This is a genomic window from Streptomyces hypolithicus, assembly GCF_052934925.1.
Map to the genome: position 1 here is coordinate 1,177,963 of NZ_CM128811.1, position 20,178 is coordinate 1,198,140.

Below are 20,178 nucleotides of genomic sequence, written 5' to 3' on the forward strand. Positions count from 1 at the left end.
GCTTTCTGTGGCTTCAGTCAAGGGAGTAGCCGGCGACGTAGTCCTCGCCCACGGCGATGATCCGGCCGGCATCGTCCATGGCCGACTCATTGGCGAAGAAGCGGGTCTCAGAGGTCTTGTACGAAGGGCCGGCTTTTCCCGTTCTGGCGTCGATGATGCGAAGCCGTCCCGGGCTCTTGCTGTAGACGTGTCGGGTACCGGCCATGGGCGCGGTGGCGAGGTCGGCGTCTGCGCCCTTGCCACCCTTTTCCTCCCACAGCAGCTCTCCGGAGAAAGGCTCGAGGGCCACGACGCCGAGTCGTTCCTCGACGGCGTACACGGCGTCGGGCGTGACCGTTGGGGGGCCGGTGCGGCCGGATCGCCGGTCTCCCGCGTTCCACATCTCTGTACCGTCCTTCAGACTCAGCGCCCGGAGCGCTCCCGCAGGCGGATAGACAGAGACGAAATCCACGGCCAGCCGGCCCCGAACGTCTTCGGGCTCGGCGCCTGCCAGCGGCTGCTCCCAGCGGACCTTCCCCGTACCGGAGTCCCTCACTGAGAGCCTGACCTGACCGTCCGAGGTCTCCTGCAGCAGGACCAGATGCTGGTTCACGATGTGCGAGGCGAGGAAGTGCAGCCGCTGCGAGGTGTCCGGCCGCCGCGGCAGCGGCCGGCGCCAGACAATGTCGCCCGTGGCGGAGTCAATGGCCAGGAGATACCAGGACTGACCGCTCCCGAAGCCGATCCCTTCCCCTGAAGGCTTCCCCTGTCCTGCGGCGATGTACAAGATGCCGAACTCGGCGCACAGCAGCTGGTTCGCCGGCAGCCTTCCGTTGAAGTCCTGGAACCTGGCGACGGGAGGGGGTGCGATGCCGATGCCGAACGACTTGATGGTCAGGGGTCCGTCCCCCTCCGGTGGGAGCTCATTGGTGTACACCCGCTGCCCGTCCGACACGCACTGGTGCGAGGGAGCCTTACTGAAGTGGGAAGCCTCAACCGCGCCGCGCTTGGTGTCGATGATGCGTACGCCCTTGTGGTCCGACAGTGCGATGCGCCCGTCGAGGCTGACAGGAACCAGCGGTGCAATGGCGGATTTCGACGGGGTGATCGGAAGCCGCCACCGCCAGTCCCTGTTTTTCGGCGGTGGGTTGCTCGTACTCGCCCCGCCTGGCTGCGCGGCTTTTCCCCTGTCACTCGTGCTCCGTCCTCCGGTCCACACCCAGGCTCCCGCGCCGGCGGCACCCAGTCCGAGGACTGAGCCTGCGCCGACCGTGAGCAGCTTGCGGCGGGAGACGGAGGGGGATGTGACTGCTTCTGGCGACTCCGGCAGCGTGTCCGCAGGAAGGAGCCGGTGCGGATGGACGCGCCAGACCTCCGCCGATCGACGGGTAATCTCGACGAGCAGAGCAGCGGGGAGATGTTCCGCGAAGTCGCTTGTGCTAAAGGACAGTTGGGCCATGAGTTGCGATGTTGTGGGACGGTCCGCCGGGTCCTTGCTGAGGCAGCCGGTCAGCACAGCGGCCAAGGAATCCGAGAGCCCTGCCAGATCGGGGTCCGCATAGCGCACGCGGAACATCAGGTCCGCCGGCTGACCGGAACCGAATGGGCCACGGCCCGTCGCCGCATGGACCAGGACACCAGCCAGAGCGAATACGTCACCGGCCGAGGTGTGTTCCTGGCCCGTCGCTTGTTCCGGGGACATGAAGGCGGGGGTACCCGCCGCCGCACCGACGCGGGTGAGACGGTCGTCGCCGAGGGCGCGAGCGATGCCGAAGTCGATGAGTTTGGGGCCGTCAGCGGTCAGCATGATGTTGGACGGCTTGAGGTCGCGGTGCACCACTTCTGAGGCGTGGAGCTGACCCAGCGCCTGGCACAGCGCGGCCCCCACGGCCCGTACCGCCGGCTCGGGAAGGCCGCTGGCAAGCACGACCGCGTCGTCCAGGGCCGGGCCCAGGATGTACGCCGTTGCCATCCAGGGCGTTTCCGCCAGCGGATCCGCGTCGAAGACCTGCGCACCGTGGACACCACCGATCACGCGGGCCGCGTCCACTTCGAGCCGGAATCTGGTGCGGAAGGTGGGATCCGAGGCGATGCGTGCGTGCATCGTCTTGAGGGCGGCGGTACGTCCGGATGCCGAGCGGGCGAGATAGACGGTGCCCATGCCACCGCTGCCCAGGCGGGCCATGAGGCGGTAGGCCCCGAGCTGGTGTGGGTCGTCGTGGGTGAGAGGCAGGAGCATCGGCCGTCAGTCCAGAGCTGTAGGGGCGAGGGTGGGAGGCTCGGCCGCGAGGATGTCCGCCGACTGACGGGCAAGAGCCGCGACCACCCTGGCGGGCCAGCAGACCACGGCGCCAGTGTCCAGGACGGTGGCCTGCGGAGCCGCGGGCGTCACCCTGCCTGTGGAGGACGTCAGGGATGTGACGACCTCGTGTGCCTGCGGGCGCGCCGCCGGGTCACGGGCCAGGCATGAGGCGATCAAGTCGCTTATGGAAGCGGGGAGTTCTTCGCGTTCCGGGGCTGTGTGACCAGTGCTTGCGTACGAGAGCACCGCCCCGAGGGCGTATGTGTCACCGAGCGGGCGAGGCCGCCCGCCATGGACCTGCTCAGGTGCGAGGCTGCCGGGATCAAGCTCCGGTAGCCCGGCTCGCTTCTGGCCGTCCGGGGCTGCGGAACGCGCCGCGCCGAAGGAAGCCAGACGGGGGCCTTCGGCTGTCAGCAGCACGGCGGACGGGGATGTCCCCGCATGCGTCACACCCCCCGCGTGGGCTGCTGCCAGCGATGCGGCCAGGGCCACACCCAGGGAACGTACGCAGGACTCCGGAAGCGGACCGCCGTGGGATTCCAAAGCAGCGGGCAGCGGGAGCCCGGGAGTGTACGCAGTGGTGTACCAGGGGAATTCCGCCGGGCCGCCGACCTCCGTGACAGTCAGAAACCCAGGGACGGAGAGGCGGCGGGCGGTCTCCGCCTCGACCGACCACCGGGTCGGATCCGTGCCGATGTGCGGGACGCAAGCCACGACCGTGCGGTCCCCGTCGGCGCTGCGCGCGATGTAGCGACGCTCCGCGACCGACAGGGCCGCGCTCTCCGCGTCGAGTCGAGCCAGGGTGATGTACGGCCCGATCTGTGGTGGATCGTCCTGGCGCAGGCGTTCCATACGTGCGTCCCCCTCGGATGACGCTGAGCGGGCTACGCCCCCTCAGCGGATGGTTCGGACGCAGAACGCGGCGCGCGTCGGTGCGCCCTGGGCCTGCCCCTCGACGTACGCATCCCCTCGTCAGTCTCGGATGAGCGTGACGAGGGGATCCAACAGAGAGGCTGCTGTGCTCTCCGTGATGCGTCCGGACCCCGTCAGACGCCGCCGCGGACCTTGGCGTACACGTCGAGGACGGCCAGGCAGATCGGGATCAGGGAGAGCAGGACCAGGGAATCCGACAGGTCCAGCATGCGGCCCCAGAAGGGGGACAGGCCCTTCTGCGGGACGATCAGGGCGATCGCGATCAGGATGAGCGCGCCGACGGCGACCGAGGCGCCGAGCCACAGGGTGCGTACGTCGACGCCCGCTGAGTTGCCCTGCGCCAGATCCATGATCATTTCGAGCGGGGGTGAGATCGCGAGGCCGAGGATCAGCAGGCCGGTCGTCAGGACACCGGCCACCAGCAGGCAGGTGACCTGGGCGGTGTAGCGGAACAGTCGTGCCCGCAGCATCGCGGCGAGGCTGATGACCAGGGCCATCAGCTGGGCCCAGCCGTTGTCGCTGAAGCCGAGGACAGCGCCGCCGGCGCCGAGGATGACCACGGCGCAGCCGCCGACCAGGCCGAGGAGCAGCTCGTGGCCGCGGCTGGTCTGGGCGACGATGCGCTGTACGTCGACGGCCTCCAGGCTGCCCTCCTGGCCCTCGCGGCGGGCCCTGGCCAGGTCCTCGGGGTTGCGGAAGCCGATCGGCAGTTTGGCGAAGCGGGCCGACCAGCCCGGCAGGAATCCGACGACGGCCAGGGCGACGACGGAGGTGACGGCGGCGATCTCACGCGGCTGCGCTTCGGTGAGTACGCCGCCGAACGCCGCCAGGGTGCCGATCGCGGCCGCGAGCGCGGCGGCGACGAACGGGGCGTCGCCCTGCGGCAGCAACATGATCAGCACGACGGAGAAGAGGAGCACGGCGACGCAGCCGACGAGGAACTGGAGCCGGCCGGGGCCTTCTCCCGCGTCCTGCGCGATGACGCCGGAGCCCGCGATCAGTGCGTGCGGCAGCGCGGCGATGCCCAGGGCGACGGCGGAGGCCCGGTCGTCGTACACCCGGCCGCGTACGCCCGCGAGCGCGGTCAGCGCGAGCGCGACCACACCGGCGACGATGCCCTGGAGGCCGTGCATGTCGTGGCGGAGCGGGTCCGCGAACCAGAACACGAAGCCGAGCATCGTCAGCAGCAGTACGCCGGACACCAGGCCGGCGACCCGCATCAGGTTGTCGTTCCAGCCGCGCAGGTCCTGCTTGACGGCGGTGGCGACCGCGTCGACCACGTCGTCATGGACGGCCGGCGGCAGCGAATCGGCGAACGTGCGCAGCAGCAGCACCTCGCCGTCCCGCACGCGGTGCTCGAGCAACGAGCGGCTGGCGTCGAGCACATGGCCGTCGCGGCGCACGAGGTGGTAGCCGGCGAGGCCGTGCTCCGACTGGGCCATGCCGGAGAGCCTGATGATCTCCGGATAGATGTCCTGGATCGGCAGGTCCTCCGGCAGCGCCACATCGATACGGCTGTCCGGCGCTGCGACGGTGACCCGGCAGAAACCCGTCGATGTACCCGTGCTCACCTGGTAGTTCCCCCTGCTGGATAAGGCTGGTTCACGCCGCTCGTACGACGCGGTCCGTCACTTTATCGTTCGCCCCCGGGGCCGCAGGGCCCCTCCCCCATTCATCCCCTTACTCCCCCTGCATCTCCACCCACCGGCCTCCTTGTGCGCCGGTGCGTAACAGTAGGATCAGCGGCTACGCGGACGAGTTCCCGTCGCGCACACGGGGGCGTCGGTGCAAAGACGTATCAATCGCGAAGGATGAGTGCATCGGTGAGCGTCGTCATCATCAAACGGCAGCCGCGGGTCCAGCCGCCTGCTGTCCCGGACGGCGAGGTCAAGCTGGAGACACCGCCCGAGATTCCTCGGGAGGGCGACGACGGCATGCTGATGAACCTGCTGCCGATGTTCGGCATGCTGGGTTCCGTCGGCTTCTTCTTCATGCCGAACCTGCCCTCCTACATGAGGGTGGTCGGCGGGCTGATGCTCGCCTCGACGCTGGCGATGGGCATCGCCCAGTTCGCCAAGTCCCGGCAGGGTGGCGGCGCGGGGATGGCCCAGGACCGGCGCGACTACTTCCGCTATCTGGAGCAGGTGCGCAAGGACGTACACAAGACCGCGGATCTTCAGCGGCGCACCCAGCTCTTCCAGCATCCGGACCCGGACCAGCTGTGGGCGCTGGCGGCCGACGGCAAGCGGCTGTGGGAGCGGCGTCCGAGCGACGCCGATTTCGCGTCCGTACGGATGGGGCTCGGGACCCAGCAGTTGAGCACTCCGCTGGTGGCGCCGGAGACCGCGCCCAAGGAGGAGCTGGAACCGCTGACCGCGGCGGCCATGAAGGCGTTTCTCGACGCGCACGGAAGCCTGGCCGATCTGCCGGTCTCGGTGTCGTTGCGCGCTTTCTACCATGTGGCGCTGTCCGGAGACAGTGACACGGTCTACGACAACGCCCGTGCCTCCATTGCCCAGTTGGCCACGCTGCACTCCCCCGAGGATCTGCTGATCGCGGTCGTCGCGCATCCCGCGGCCGCCGCCGACTGGGACTGGATCAAGTGGCTGCCGCACAGCCAGCACATGAAGTCGAAGGACGGCGCGGGCACGGCCCGGCTCCTCTTCGACGATCTCGGTGAGCTGGAGGAGGCGCTGGAGGACCAGCTGGCGGACCGGGCCCGCTGGAACCGGGACGCGACGCCGGTCTACGACCAGCCGCATCTGGTCGTCGTGCTCGACGGCGGGACCGTACCGCCGGACTCCGGGCTCGCGGGTTCGGAGGGGCTGCAGGGTGTGACGTTCCTGGAGATCGCTCCCGGTGAGCTCGAGGACGAGCTGCGGGGCGGCCTGACGGCGCATCTGAAGCCGAACCGTCTGCAGCTCTTCGTCGGCCACGAGTCGGCGTACAGCGGCAAGCCCGACGTGCTGAACCTGGCGCAGGCCGAGTCGCTGGCGCGCCAGCTCGCCGCCTACCGGGTCGGCACCACCGAGGAGGGCGAGCCCCTGCTGTCCAACCTGGACTTCACGGACCTCATGGGCATCGGCGACGCCGGCAACATCGACGTCACGCGCACCTGGCGGCCGCGCACGCTGCATGAGCGGCTGCGGGTGCCGATCGGTGTCGGCGAGGCCGGCGAGCCGGTGATGCTCGACCTCAAGGAGGCGTCGCAGGAGGGCATGGGCCCGCACGGCCTGTGCGTCGGCGCCACCGGTTCCGGCAAGTCCGAGGTGCTGCGTACGCTCGTACTCGGCCTCGCGGTGACGCACTCGTCGGAGACCCTGAACTTCATCCTCGCGGACTTCAAGGGCGGCGCGACCTTCGCCGGCATGGCGGACATGCCGCACACCGCGGCCGTCATCACCAACCTGGCGGACGACCTGACGCTCGTCGACCGTATGCGTGACTCGATCATGGGTGAAATGCAGCGCCGTCAGGAGCTGCTGCGTACGGCCGGCAACTACGCGAACCTGCACGACTACGAGAAGGCGCGGGCGGCGGGCGCCGCTCTGGAGCCGATGGCCTCGCTGGTGATCGTGCTCGACGAGTTCTCCGAACTGCTCACCGCCAAGCCCGACTTCATCGACATGTTCATCCAGATCGGCCGCATCGGCCGGTCGCTGGGTGTGCATCTGCTCCTCGCCTCGCAGCGCCTGGAGGAGGGGAAGCTGCGCGGTCTTGACACCTATCTCTCGTACCGGATCGGTCTGCGGACCTTCTCGGCCGCGGAGTCGCGTACGGCGATCGGCGTGCCGGACGCGTACCACCTGCCGTCCATTCCCGGCTCCGGCTATCTGCGGTACGACACCGACACCATGGTCCGGTTCAAGGCGGCGTACGTGTCGGGGGCGTACCACGGCGAGGGGCCGTCCCGCGTGCACCGCTCCACCCAGCTGCGCCCGGCGCTGTTCACAGCGGGGCAGGTGGCGCTGCCGCCGCAGCCGGTGGTCGAGGAGCCCGAGGCGGACAACCGGGTGGACGACGCGCTGGCCGACACCGTTCTCGACGTCATCGTCGGCCGGATGGTCAACCAGGGCCCGCCCGCCCACCAGGTGTGGCTGCCGCCGCTGGAGGAGGCGCCCTCGCTGGAGCAGCTGCTGCCTGCGCTGGCCGTCACCCCGGAGCGCGGCCTGACCGCGCCGGAGTACACGGCGCTGGGGCGGCTCAATGTGCCGGTCGGTCTGGTGGACAAGCCGTTCGAGCAGCGGCGTGATGTGCTGTACCGGGACTTCGCGGGCGGGGCTGGCCACGGTCTGTTCGTGGGCGGCCCGCAGTCCGGCAAGTCCACTCTGCTGCGTACGCTCATCTCGTCGTTCGCCTTCACGCACACGCCGAGCGAAGTGCAGTTCTACTGCCTGGACTTCGGCGGTGGCAGCCTGATCGCGATGGAGGACCTGGCGCACGTCGGCGGGGTCGCCAACCGACTGGACGCGGAGAAGGTACGCCGTACGGTCAGCGAGGTCGAGGGGATCCTCAACGGCCGCGAGGAGTACTTCCGCGCGAACAACGTCGACTCGATCCAGACGTACCGCCAGCGCAGGGCGGCGGGGCTGCTGCCCGACCAGCCCTGGGGTGACGTGTTCCTGGTCATCGACGGCTGGGCGACGTTCAAGACCGACTACGAGATGCTCGAAGCGGCCATCACCGACATGGCGATGCGCGGTCTCGGCTTCGGCGTGCACGTGATCCTCACCGCCAGCCGGTACACCGAGGTGCGGCCCGCGCTCAAGGACATGCTGCAGAACCGCATCGAGCTGCGGCTCGGCGACCCGACGGAGTCGGAGATCGACCGCAAGGTGGCGCAGAACGTGCCCGCGTCGGTCCCCGGCCGGGGTCTCAGCCCGGACAAGCTGCACTTCATGACGGCGCTGCCGCGCGTCGACGGCTCCTCGGAGACGGACGACCTGGCGGACGCGACGGGCGTACTCATCCGGGGCGTCAACGAGAACTGGCAGGGCCCCCCCGCCCCGACGGTGCGCCTGCTGCCCAGGATCATGGAGGCGGACCGGCTGCCCAAGGGCTTCGAGCACCCGGAGCGCGGTGTGGCCTTCGGCATCGACGAGTCGGCGCTCGCGCCGGTCTTCCTGGACTTCGAGGCGGACCCGCACTTCATCGTGTTCGGTGAGAGCGAGTCGGGTAAGTCGGCGGTGCTGCGGCTGCTCATCAAGCAGATCACGGAGCGGTACACGCCGGACCAGGCGAAGATCGTCATGGGCGACTACCGGCGCGCGCACCTGGAGGGCGTACCGGAGTCGCATCTGTCGCGCTACTGCGCTTCGGCACCCGCGCTGACGGAGACCCTGGAGGGCCTCGCCGGTTCGCTGAGCCGTCGTATGCCGGGGCCGGACGTCACACCGGAACAGCTGCGCAACCGCAGCTGGTACAACAGCCCGGACGCCTTCGTCATCATCGACGACTACGACCTGGTGGCGACCGGCATGAACCCGCTGCAACCGCTGCTGGAGTACCTGCCGTTCGCGCGTGACGTGGGCCTGCGCATCATCATCGCGCGGGCGTCCGGCGGCGCCAGCCGGTCGCTGTACGAGCCGGTGATGCAGCGACTGCGCGAGCTCGGCGCGCAGGGCCTTGTGCTCTCGGGCGACCGGTCGGAGGGCGCGCTGCTGGGCAGCATCACCGCGCAGCAGCTGCCGGCCGGGCGTGGGCTGTTCCACACGCGGCGACGCAGTGGGCAGATGATTCAGACGGGGTGGCTGCCGCCCAGGTTCTGATCCCGACTCCAGCTCTCTGCGGCTGTACGAACACGTGAGGGGCGACGCCTGATGGGGCGCCGCCCCTCACGTGTTGTCGGGGGTGGGCGCTAGGCTGGCGTGGCGACAGCAATGGACTAGTCACCGGGGGCAGTTGTGGCGGGGGACGACACGATGAGGGCCGATGCGTCGATCCTCAAGGGTGAGGGCTTCCACATGTTCGAGGTGGGCCAGGACTTCGCCCTGGCGGCAAAGGCTCTGTTCGAGGGACTGAACGGCATCGAGAAGGCGTCGGGCAAGACGCCGCCGTGGGGCGATGACGAGATGGGCGAGCACTTCGGCGTCGTCTACGAAGGTCTGCGCGACGGCATGAAGGACTCGATGCCCAGCCTCGCCAAGCGTCTCGCGGGCATGGGCATGAAGTTCACCGCGATGGGCGTGCGGCACGAGAAGCGCGAGGCGGAGGAAGACGCGAAGTACGCGGCGCTGACGGCGCAGCACGAGGGCGGGGCGGGCGCGGACGTGCGGAACTTCAAGTCGGTGTGAGGCTGCGGCAGTTCTCTGAAAAGGAGCGCCGCAAGCTGTGCCGGAGACGCCAACGCCCGGAGGCAGCCGCTCCCGCGCGGGCGACTGCGCTCGGAGGCAGCCGCTCCCGCGCGGGGCGACTTGATGGCCCCGGTACGCACCGCCACCGGATCCCGTTGCGGTAGTGGCTGCTCTGGGCCGGGATGTGGTTCGAGGGTCGTGAGACGAGTTCGTCCTGCAGCGGGGTTGTGACAGGGACCCCATCGAGTTGAGCCGGACATGGTGAGTAGGCTCTGGGCACGGCTGTACTGTGTGTGATTCCCCGGCCGTTGGGGACGTGGTGCGGCGGTGGCCTAACGGGGGTGTGGCGCTGTGGCGATGATGTTGCCGGACGAGCTCGAGTGGGTCCTCGAAATGCTCGGCTACAGGTGGCCGACCGCCAACGAGGACCTGCTCAGAGACTCTGCCGCACTGTGGCGGAAGTTCGGCGACGACGCCCAGAAGCTGCGCGTACGGGCCGACACCAGCGCCCGGACGGTGGCCGCGCACAACGCGGGTGAGTCCATCGAGAAGTTCACCACGCACTACAAGAAGTTCTCCGACGGCGGCTCGGACGGCTACCTCGCCAACGCCTCGGAAGCCGCCTACATCATCGCGAACACCTTCGAAGCCGCCGCGTATCTGGTGGAATTCGCGAAGTACGCGGTCATCGTCCAGCTCATCGCGCTGGCCATCTCTATCGCGGCCGCCGCTGCCGCATCCGTCGTCACCTTCGGACTCGCGTCCATCGGCGGGATGGCCGCCACCCAGCTGACCCGTGTCGCCATACGACGCATCCTCGACGCACTCAAAGACGCCCTGATGGAAGCCATCATCGAGGCGATGAAGGAACCAGCGGTCTCAGCGGTCCAGGCCATGGTCACCGACCTGGTCCGCCAGTCCATCAACGTCGGCTTCGGCACCCAGGAAGGCTTCGACCTCAGCAAAACCGTCTCAGCAGGCGCCCAGGGTGGCTGGGACGCCATCAAGCAAACCCCACAAACCCTCGCCGAAGGCCTCCGCGACGGACTCGGCAGAAAAGCCGGCAACAGCTTCCACGACTCCATCAACAACAGCATCGACAACTACAGCGGCCCCAACGCAGGCAACGGGAACGGCACCGGCACCGGCACCGGCACCGGCACCGGAGAAGGTAGCGGCAGTAACGGAGACTCGAGGTCCAGCTCAGGATCCGGATCCGATGCCGGCCCGGCATCCAACTCCTCTTCGTCCGGGAGCAGCTCGCCGAACGGCTCAAGCTCCGCTTCTTCCACCCCGGACTCGAATTCCTCGAACTCGTCGTCGAACTCCTCGGACTCCTCCCGGTCCGATCCTCCGACGACTTCGCGGGCCGGCACCAATACAAACATCGGAGGGGGGATATCCGCCGACATCGGCGACGCCCCGACCAGCACACCCGAAGTGGGCCCCCGCCCCACCCCGGATTCCAGCCAGAACACCCCCGACCCGGCCGCCGACACCCCAGACAACGGGCAGCAGAATCCTTCCTCCTCAAACACACCCCCCAGGCCAACCCTGTCGGACTTCGACGACCCCGCCCCCAGCAGCACACCGTCGCCCGCACCGGACACCGGCAACACCACCAGCCCCAGTAACAGCGATGGTCGCACCAACTCCTCCTCACCTGGCGGCCTCACCTCACCGACCCCACAGACCGGACCCGCGACCGCACCCGGCGGCACATCGCCCTCCACCAACAGCGGCGGAGGCATCAGCACCTCGATCGACAGCCTCGCCGCCAGCATCCCCACTCAGTCCAACGCCGCACCCACCCCCACCACGGCCGATTCCTCGTCCGCCGCCCCGCGCACAGACGGCAACTCCCCCACGCCGACCTCGCCCACACCCCCCTCCACAGCCGACGGTGCGGCGAGTGCCCGTACAGGCACGAACACTCCCGGCAACTCCCCCGTCGGCACCAGCCCCACCAGCCCGAACCCCGGTGCCAACTCCACCCCACCGAGGAGCACCCCGCAGCCCACGGGCGCCCCGTCCCCCGGTGCAACCAGCCCCGCCTCCACCCCCAACCCCACGTCGGCCACCCCGCCCCGGATCACCGCCAACCCTTCGCCGGACAGCCGCACCCCGGGCACAAGCACGCCTCCGGCGCACAGCTCCAACCCGAACCACGGCACACCCAACCCCACCGCCAGCCGCAACCCGGGAACGAACCAGAGCACCCCCGGCACGAGTGACGGGCGTACCCCGAACCAGAACACACCGAACCAGAACACACCGAGCTCTCGGACCCCCGGCCCGGCCTCCAGCACCCCGAGCACGGCGGACAGCCGCACCCCCAACAGCACTGGCCAGAACCCGCACTCGTCCACACCCGCCCAGGACCCCAGGCAGCAGCCGGCTCCGCGCAGAGGCACGCCGCAACCCGTCGGTACTCCGACGCCTTCCCCGTCACCCTCGCCCTCGCCCTCGCCTCAAACGAGCGACTCCGGCACGCCCGCGCGTACGCCGGACAGGCCAGGAACGCCACCGGCCGGGAACACCCCACACGCGTCGCAGCCCGCGCCGGGCACCGCTCCCGCGAGGCCGCATCAGCCGTCGGGCAGTACGCCCAACGTTCCGCAGCAGCCCAGTGGCAACAGCATTGACTCGGGCACTCCGTCGGGCACATCGAACAAACCCGATCAACCGCTGGTGACGCCGGTCCCGATCCACTCGGCGGCCCCGTCTCCCTCTCCCGCGCCCACCCCGAGCACGCCCCACCCGCAGGCGCCGGGCTCGCCCCAGGCCGACCCGGGCGCCCCCGACAAGCCGCAGCCGCAGACGGACAGCCTCGATGACATCCGCAACGACCTGGACCACTACCCAGGCGGGCTGACCGCGCCCGACCCCCAGGACCAGCAACTGCTGGCGGACGCGGTGCCGCAGAACCCCGACGGCACCCCCCAGCGCCACCCCGACCCGTTCGGCACCTGGAGCCAGCTCCAAAACGACGGCGGCAACCAGGTACCCGGCCGCAGTAACAACTGCGCGGACTGCTCCCGCTCCTTCCTGGAGACCTGGTACGGCAACCCGCAGGTCTCCGCGCCGCGCACCCTCGACACCGACGAGAACGGGAACCCCGACCCCTGGTCCCCCGAGAGCAACGCGAACGAGAACCAGATCCGTTGGACAGGCGCCCCCCACACCTACGCCGGCACCGGCGACGACCCCGATACTCCGCTGCGTATCGCGTGGGACCTTCACCAGGCGGGGCACGGTTCGGCGGCCATCGTCCAGGTCGACTGGCCGGGCGGCGGCGGCCACGCCTTCAACGCCGTCAACCACCACGGCAACATCATCTGGATCGACACCCAGAGCGGAGAGGTAAGCCACGACCCACTCCACATCGACAGCGCGGCACGTGTCTGGCACATCCCTCTGGACGCGGACGGAAACCCGATCCACCCGGCGGAGACGGACACCGGCGACTCCCAGGATCAGAGCGACGAGTCTCTGACTGAAAACTCCGAGAACGCGGAGAACTCCGACAGCAACGGACAGCCGGACAACAACACGCAGAACGACGCCTCGGGCGACACCCCGAAGCAGCAGACCCACAGCAACAACCCGAGCACCGAATTGCCCACCACAGCGGACGCCACGACACCGGACGTCGCCAACACCTCGAACACGTCTCAGCCGTCCCCGGCCGAACCGAGCACGGACCCGGGTCCTAGCGCGGATCCGGACCCGGCGAACAGCAAGGCCGAAAACGGGGACGGCCAGACACCGCCGCCTCCCAGCACACCTGACGGGCGGCAGACAACCCCGGACGACGCCAACTCGACGCAACCGCGGCAGTCGGAGACACCGGAGTCGGCCAACGAGCAGAACCGCCCGTCCCCGGCCGAGACCCCCGACACCGGGGACCAGCAGTCACGCCCGGACACCCCGACTCGCCCCGACGAGCAGGGTGGGACGCCCGAAACGGAGTCCCAGCCGCCCGCTCCGACCGCGGAGAGCCCGACCCGCGCCGACTCACCCCCGGAGCACCAGCACCAGCCCACCCACACCACCCCCGACGGCACCGACAAGACCACGCCGGACAACGAGTCGACGCCCACCCGGACTGCGACGGACACCCCGGGCACCAGCCCGGCACGCGACGCTCCGAGCGACCCCACGCCCAACCGGGACACGCCCCAGCAGACCACTACGCCCTCGGATCCGCGTACGTCCATTCCGCACCAGCAGACTGCGGACCCCCGCACCACCGACCCGCGTACCACGGACCCGCGTACGGCCGAACCGCGTCGGGACAACCCCACGCAGAAGCCGGAGACCAGCGAGCGGCCCGACGGCCGACGGCCGAACACGCCGCCGCGAGCGGACGAGGCACGCCCAGACCAGACACGCCCGGACCACCGCCATGAGCCACAGCCAGAGGCCCCGGACAAGAACCGGCCCGATGACCCGGACCACTCGCCGGCCGACGCCTCTCGCAACCGTCCGAGCAACATGAACGAGGACTCCGCGGTCCCCACGCGCGAGCGTCTGCCGGACGGCAGGAACGCCGATGCGGCCAACTACATCAAGGACGCCGTCAACGGGAAGAAACCGCTGTACGGCGACATTGCATCCGAGAATCCGGCGCAGGCCTCCCGGCCGACGAGCCCCGAGCGCCCCTCCGGTCCTGCAGAGCCCGCAGGTAGTACCCCTGACGCCAACGACCAGGCAAGCCGTCGGCAGCGTGATCTGGACATGCTCGCGCGCGCCAATTCGAAGGATCCGAAGGACAAAGCCTGGTTCGAGAAGTACTACCACCCGAACAGCGGCCACCGCCGGAGCGTGAAGGCCCCCGCCGAGGACGGCCGTCCCGTCCCCCAGCTGCATCCCACGAACGATCCCAACACTCCCTGGATGCTGGCCAACGACGCACCGGACGCCGATCCGGAGTCGTACATCGACGAGGGCGCGGATACAGGTAAGCGGAACACAGAGATCTCCAGGGAGAACCTGGAGCGGCTCGACAAGGCCGCAAAGGCCCGCCAAGACGCAATCGATGCTGACAATCAGCCGCATAAGGACCGCCGGGCAGCCAAGGACGCCTACGAAGCGAACAAGACCCCCGAGAACAAGAAGCAGTTCGAGGACGCAGACGCGAAGCACAGCCCCCTGCATGGAAAGATGACGCGGGCCAGTGAGGACTACGGCGAGGCGGTCGCCGAGTTCCACGTGATGCCTAGGCAGTTCGAGAGCTACGACCGCGTCGACGATCGGGCCATGGGTAACAACCGGTTCGACCAGATCTGGATGGATCCGAGCACCGACCCACCCGAGTTCGTCGTCGTGGAGGCCAAGGGCTCGCTGAAAGCCGATCTCGGCGACCGGCGGGGGCTCGCGTCGGAGGAAGGCTCCGACCGGACCGCTTCGCCAAGCGATCCTAACCAGGAGCAAGGCGACGGAGAGCAGAACGAGGACCAGGCCGACCAGGATGAGCCGCGTCCTGGTGTGCCGAAGGTCCGGCAGGGCACTCGCGCTTACTTTGAGACGATCCTGCATGAGATGGAGAGTCGCGCACGCCGGGATGAAATCAGGGCCAAGACCGATGAGGAAGCAGCAGCAGCCAAGGCAGAGCGGCAACTGGCACGCGACCTCAGAGAAGCCCTGAATGCGAAGCCGTCGCGGATCAAGTACATCCTCGTTAAGGGAAACCCTTCCGGGGGACAGCACCAGGGCTACGAGATGAAACAGTTCGACATCAGAACGGAAGAAGAGAAGGAAAACGATGCAGATTCCGCGACATGATTTCCCGACGCGCAATGTCGCGTCGGTCCTGGCATCTGACGGAGAGGACTTCTGGCGCACGGTTGAGTTCCTGCAGGGCGAACCCTCGTGGTTCTCAAATGCTCTGGCTTCCGCTATCCAGATCCTCGGCCTGCGTTGCGCCGTGGACCCGGAGGGCGACAAGCTTGAGACGTGGGAGGCCTGTGTCACTGCCATGCAGGTGGGGTCAGCCCTGTTCGCGTCGGCCCAGGCCACGAGCAACAGCATCGAGTGCCGTATTGATCACAAGATGCGACCCATCCGCGCGGGTGCCCTCCCGCGGGCCCACGCAGGCAACTGGCTCAGCGCCTTCTGGCTCGCCTGCGTGTGCCGTGAGAAGAAGCGGATGGCCGAGCTGTGCCGGTTCCCGGCCTCGCGGATGCGGGAAGCCGACGGGGTTTTCGATGCGTATATCTACGACTGGGTGGAGGCGCTGCAGGCCTATTGGCTCAAGCGTCCGGGGTTCGGCGACAAGCTGGTGGCCGCGGTGGAGGGGACTGACCCCGAGATGCTGCGGCATGCGCCGCGCGACGGGGTCCTGCAGATCATGTATCCCCCGATGAACCTCCTGACCCAGCTGGCACGCGGAGACCAGGACAAGTTCAACGCCGAGTTGGCCAAGGCCCTGGAGTGGCACAAGGAGTACTGGACTCGCAACGAGGACCGCGAACTGGAAGCCGAGGGCCTGGTTGCTCTGGGCCCGTTGGCCGTGTCCTGCCTCGCCGTTCAGGCCGGGTTCACCCTCACCGTCGAGTCCGAATATCTACCCAAGTTCCTGCTCGACGGCGGCTGGGTAAACGAATTCCCCACGTAACCGATGCGCCGACCGAGCACCAGAGAGGAAGCCCATGACGCCGGACACCCCCACCCCAGCACCCCAAGGTCCGCCCACCACGCCTGACGAGGCCATCGCCATCGTCCGCAGCCGCTACGCCCAGCCCAAACTCCCCGACGGCACCCCCGCCGAGCTGAACGTCCACGAGTTCGACATCGGCTACCTCGTGTACGCCGCCTTCCCGCCCACCACCGACGCAGCGGGACAACCGCAACCCTCCCCACCGGGCGGCGCCAAGATCGTGGTCTCGAAGGAGACCGGCGAATCCGTAACCGTCCCCAACTACCCCACAGAGACAGCCATCGCCCTCTACCGCAAGAACCTCGAACGCGACGCCTAGCCGTCCCCGGACGGCAGACAACCAGACGACCGGCCGGCGACGACCCGGAAGGCCGTCGGCAGCGCGATCTGGCGATGCCCTCGCGTGCCAATTCGAAGGATCCGAAGGACAGAGCCTGGTTCGAGAGGCACTGCTATCTGGCGACGGGGCGGGCGAGACCGATGCTCCGCAGAACACCGGCCACGATCAGAACGACGGCAACGCCGACGACGATCAGACCGCACAGGACGATCCGCGTCCTGGCACCGCGAAGGGTGAGGCAGGGGGCTCGGGCTTACGGCGATGTTCGCAGTTGACGCCATGAGCGTGATTCGCTGTTGTCCACTGGGCTGTCTACTCGCGGTGGACCTCGACCATGAAGCAGCCGAACTCCACCGCACGAACGTGCACCAGTGCCACCGCCGGGTCGGCGAAGACGTCTCGCAGTGCACTGTCCACCTCAGCAGCCCGTTCCCCGGGGATCTCGATCAGCGTGCCACCAAGGATGTGGCCCTGGGCGTTGTAGGCGCGCAGTACCCGACGAGCGCCGTGCAACTCGGCCGGATAGCCGGGGCCGGAGGTCTGCCCGCCGCACTCCTCGGCGTGGATGAAAACGGGGCCGCACTCGTCGTACGGGCCGGGTTCAGCGCCAGTCTGGGCTGCCCAGCGGCGCAATGGCGCGTATGAGACAAGGACGATCTGTTCACCGGCCTCACTGTGGCGCAGGCAGCAGCGCAGCGGGGCACCGCCCTGCGGGTCGGTGACGGGCTGCCGGGTGAGACCGGCGTCGTCCCGCTCGCGTAGCTGCTTCAGTGCGGCCGGATCGATGGCACGGGCCTCATGAGTCGTGATCATGACTCCAGCATCAGCAGTTACTCATCTCTGTGCTGGCGGAAATCGGACATTGCCCTGACGGGCCAGCCCGTGAGGTGCAGAGAGCCGAACGGGTTCGGGTGAGGGTGAGATCAGCCTGGGCCCGTGCGGCCTTGTCCCATCCTGCCTTCACCGGCCCTACCCCCACCTGACCCGCCCGGCCCCCGACCATAAGATCGGCGGGGTACGCACACGTGTCCGTAGAGGCGGAGGACGGGGACCCATGACCGGCTCGAGCGACGGCTACGCGCCGCACCCCTGTGAGCGATCACGAAATTCCCCAGGTGAGGCGGGTTCCGCGTCACGTAATTCCCCACCCCCGCGGTCACGTAATTCCCCATGGGGACGACGGACGCAGCGGGTAGTGGTCCTGGCCGTCGAGATGACGGACGCTTCCTCGATCAGTGGTTCGAGGTCGAGGGAAGCGCACGATGGCAAGGAGAACGTTCAACGTGGTCGATGTGACCGAGATCTATGTCCACTGGTACGCGGGCCGCTCCAAGAGCGAGCTGGCCGCGTCGCTGGGACTGGACCGCAAGACGATCAGGAAGTACCTGGCCCCGGCGGAGGCCGCCGGGATGGCCCCGGGCGGGGCGGCGATGGCCGCGGAGGACTGGGCCTCTCTGATCAAGGGCTGGTTCCCCGAGCTCGCCGATGCCCGGTTGCGGCAGGTGACCTGGCCCGAGATCGACAAGCACCGTGATTACATCAAGAGCCTGCTGGGGACGGTGACCGTCGCCACGATCCACCAACGGCTGCGGGACGAGAACGAGTTGGTGGTTTCGGTGTCGTCGCTTCGGCGGTGGATATCGGCGACGCTGCCCGAGGAGACCCGTCGCTCTCAGGTCACGGTCCTGCGCGACGAGATCGAGCCGGGGCTGGAGGCTCAGATCGACTACGGCTTCCTTGGCCAGTGGATCAACCCGCGGAGCGGGAAGCGGCACCGGATCTGGGCGTTCGTGATGGTGCTGCCGTGCTCGCGGCACATGTTCGTCCGCCCGGTGATCCACCTGGACCAGCACTCCTGGACCGAATCCCACGTCGAAGCCTTCAGATTCTTCGGCGGCGTCCCGCAGCGGCTGGTGCCCGACAACCTGAAGACCGGGGTGGACAAGCCCGACCTCTACGACCCTAAAATCAACAAAGCGTATGCCGAACTCGCGGCCCATTACGGTGCGTTGGTAGATCCAGCCCGCGCTCTGAAGCCAAAAGATAAACCGCGCGTCGAGCGCCCTATGCCCTATATACGTGATTCCTGGTGGCGGGGCCGGGAGTTCTTCTCGCTCGAGCAGATGCAGGCCGAGGCCATCCGGTGGTGCACCGAAGTCGCCGGTCAGCGGCAGTGCCGCCCGCTGGGCGGGGCCGCCCCGGCCTCGGTTTTCGAGGCCGTCGAGGCGTCCACGCTGCTGCCGCTGCCGAAGACCCCGTTCGTGCTCGCGAAGTGGTCGACGGCCACCGTCGGCCCGGACATTCACATCAAGGCCGGCCGCACCCTCTACTCGGTGCCGTGGAAACTGATGGGCAAGCGGGTCGACGTCCGCTCGACCGCGACCTTCGTGCAGGTCTTCCACGACGGCGAACTGGTCAAGACCCACGGGGCACTTGAGCAGGGCAAGCGCACCCATGCCAGCGACTACCCGCCGGAGAAGATCGCTTTCCACATGCGGACCCCGACCTGGTGCCGGACCCAGTCCGCGCAGGTCGGCACGGCCTGCCGCGAGGTGGTCGATGGGCTGCTGGAGGTCAACGCGCTCTATCGGCTCCGCGCCGCCCAGGGGATCCTCGGCCTGCGCAAGAAGTACGGCGAGGGCAGGCTGGAGGCCGCCTGCGCCAAGGCGACCCTGGTCGGCGACCCGTCCTATCGCACGATCAAGGGCATCCTCGTCGCCGGCACCGAGACCGAGCCGGCCCCCGAATCCTCCGGCGATGGCGGAGCCGCCGCCTTCCTGCACGGACCTCAGCGGCTCTTCGCGACCGCGACACCCCCCGACATGACGAACGACGACCGTGATGACCACCGTCACGAAGAAGGAGTGGCGTGATGAGCATCATGGACACCGCCCTGCGGGACGCGCTTCGCGCGCTGAAGCTCTCGGGCATGCTGGAAACTCTCGACGCCCGCCTCTCGCAGGCCCACGGCGGCGAGCTCGGCCACCTGGAGTTCCTCCAGATCCTCTGCCAGGACGAGATCACCCGCCGGGAGACCGTCGCCTTCCAACGGCGCCTGACCCGGGCGAAGTTCGAGCAGCAGGTCACCTTGGAGGAGTTCGACTTCGCGGCCTCCCCGAAGATACCCGCGGCCCAGGTCCGCGACCTTGCGGCACTGCGCTGGCTGCACACCGGCGAGTCCGTAATTTTGTTCGGGCCGGTCGGCGTTGGGAAGACACACGTCGCCCAGGCACTCGGACATATGGCGATCCGCCAGGGCGCCAACGTCCGCTTCGCCAAGACCAGCCGGGTTCTGGCCGACCTGGCCGGCGGCCACGCGGACCGCACCTGGGACCGCCGACTGCGCGAACTGGTACGGCCCGACGTGCTCATCCTGGACGACTTCGCGATGCGCCAGCTGACCGCGGCCCAGGCCGACGACCTCTACGAGCTGGTCTCCGAGCGGCAGGGCCGGTCGCTGATCCTGACCAGCAACAGGGCGCCGAGCGACTGGTATCCGCTCTTCCCCAACCCCGTCGTCGCCGAGTCCCTCCTGGACCGGCTCATCAACACCAGCCATCAGGTGATCATGAACGGTCCCAGCTACCGCCCCAACAAGCGGCCCCGCGCAGGCGTCACCGACAAGACAAACAAGCCCTCGATCAAGTAGACATGGACGAGGCCAGGACCT

11 protein-coding genes are annotated in these 20,178 nt (G+C 68.5%); 7 read left to right on the plus strand and 4 right to left on the minus strand.

Annotated elements, in window-relative coordinates:
• Positions 1 to 13 precede the first annotated feature (13 nt).
• The 3 genes from ACU6WZ_RS05390 to eccD all read right to left on the minus strand — a co-directional run bounded on the left by ACU6WZ_RS05390 (position 14) and on the right by eccD (position 4,785).
• Complete coding sequence (locus ACU6WZ_RS05390) at positions 14 to 2,218, minus strand: serine/threonine-protein kinase (RefSeq protein ID WP_447031970.1); 2,205 nt, start codon at positions 2,216 to 2,218, stop codon at positions 14 to 16.
• A 6-nt stretch (positions 2,219 to 2,224) separates the two neighbouring features.
• Positions 2,225 to 3,133, minus strand: coding sequence for a serine/threonine-protein kinase (locus ACU6WZ_RS05395; RefSeq protein ID WP_447031971.1), 909 nt, complete (start codon positions 3,131 to 3,133; stop codon positions 2,225 to 2,227).
• Between the two features lie 194 nt (positions 3,134 to 3,327).
• Positions 3,328 to 4,785 (minus strand): type VII secretion integral membrane protein EccD, encoded by a 1,458-nt coding sequence (gene eccD, locus ACU6WZ_RS05400; RefSeq protein ID WP_447031972.1) that lies wholly within the window; start codon positions 4,783 to 4,785, stop codon positions 3,328 to 3,330.
• 252 nt (positions 4,786 to 5,037) lie between these two features.
• On the opposite strand from eccD, the gene eccCa reads away from it, so the two are divergent.
• From eccCa to ACU6WZ_RS05425, 5 genes are all read left to right on the plus strand, one after another.
• Positions 5,038 to 8,982 (plus strand): type VII secretion protein EccCa, encoded by a 3,945-nt coding sequence (gene eccCa / locus ACU6WZ_RS05405; RefSeq protein WP_447031973.1) that lies wholly within the window; start codon positions 5,038 to 5,040, stop codon positions 8,980 to 8,982.
• A 153-nt stretch (positions 8,983 to 9,135) separates the two neighbouring features.
• Positions 9,136 to 9,507, plus strand: coding sequence for a hypothetical protein (locus tag ACU6WZ_RS05410; RefSeq protein ID WP_447031974.1), 372 nt, complete (start codon positions 9,136 to 9,138; stop codon positions 9,505 to 9,507).
• A 357-nt stretch (positions 9,508 to 9,864) separates the two neighbouring features.
• Complete coding sequence (locus ACU6WZ_RS05415) at positions 9,865 to 15,294, plus strand: toxin glutamine deamidase domain-containing protein (protein WP_447033871.1); 5,430 nt, start codon at positions 9,865 to 9,867, stop codon at positions 15,292 to 15,294.
• A complete protein-coding gene (locus ACU6WZ_RS05420; RefSeq protein ID WP_447031976.1) occupies positions 15,275 to 16,126 on the plus strand; it encodes an immunity 49 family protein in 852 nt (283 codons plus the stop codon). Before ACU6WZ_RS05415 ends, ACU6WZ_RS05420 begins: the two co-directional genes overlap by 20 nt.
• Before the next feature lie 34 nt (positions 16,127 to 16,160).
• Positions 16,161 to 16,487: an SUKH-4 family immunity protein gene (locus ACU6WZ_RS05425; protein ID WP_447031977.1), complete on the plus strand. Its 327-nt coding sequence runs from the start codon at positions 16,161 to 16,163 to the stop codon at positions 16,485 to 16,487.
• Between the two features lie 333 nt (positions 16,488 to 16,820).
• On the opposite strand, the gene ACU6WZ_RS05430 is transcribed toward ACU6WZ_RS05425, so the two are convergent.
• Entirely contained in the window at positions 16,821 to 17,321 is a 501-nt protein-coding gene (locus ACU6WZ_RS05430; protein ID WP_447031978.1) for a DUF1203 domain-containing protein, read from the minus strand.
• Positions 17,322 to 17,791: 470 nt separating this feature from the next.
• Between ACU6WZ_RS05430 and istA the strand changes: the two genes are divergently transcribed.
• Both istA and istB read left to right on the plus strand, forming a co-directional pair.
• Positions 17,792 to 19,381 carry an IS21 family transposase gene (istA, locus tag ACU6WZ_RS05435; protein WP_447033763.1) on the plus strand — a complete coding sequence of 530 codons (1,590 nt, stop codon included), beginning with the start codon at positions 17,792 to 17,794 and terminating at the stop codon, positions 19,379 to 19,381.
• Complete coding sequence (gene istB, locus ACU6WZ_RS05440) at positions 19,381 to 20,157, plus strand: IS21-like element helper ATPase IstB (protein WP_447028588.1); 777 nt, start codon at positions 19,381 to 19,383, stop codon at positions 20,155 to 20,157. The genes istA and istB overlap by 1 nt, the downstream gene beginning before the upstream one ends.
• The last annotated feature ends 21 nt before the right edge of the window (positions 20,158 to 20,178 follow it).

Coding starts and splice junctions, on each gene's coding strand:
- ACU6WZ_RS05395 (WP_447031971.1), bottom strand. CDS start 3,133: ATGGAACGCCTGCGCCAGGACGATCCACCACAGATCGGGCCGTACATC.
- ACU6WZ_RS05420 (WP_447031976.1), top strand. CDS start 15,275: ATGCAGATTCCGCGACATGATTTCCCGACGCGCAATGTCGCGTCGGTC.
- ACU6WZ_RS05430 (WP_447031978.1), bottom strand. CDS start 17,321: ATGATCACGACTCATGAGGCCCGTGCCATCGATCCGGCCGCACTGAAG.
- ACU6WZ_RS05390 (WP_447031970.1), bottom strand. CDS start 2,218: ATGCTCCTGCCTCTCACCCACGACGACCCACACCAGCTCGGGGCCTAC.
- ACU6WZ_RS05415 (WP_447033871.1), top strand. CDS start 9,865: ATGATGTTGCCGGACGAGCTCGAGTGGGTCCTCGAAATGCTCGGCTAC.
- ACU6WZ_RS05410 (WP_447031974.1), top strand. CDS start 9,136: ATGAGGGCCGATGCGTCGATCCTCAAGGGTGAGGGCTTCCACATGTTC.
- ACU6WZ_RS05425 (WP_447031977.1), top strand. CDS start 16,161: ATGACGCCGGACACCCCCACCCCAGCACCCCAAGGTCCGCCCACCACG.
- istB (WP_447028588.1), top strand. CDS start 19,381: ATGAGCATCATGGACACCGCCCTGCGGGACGCGCTTCGCGCGCTGAAG.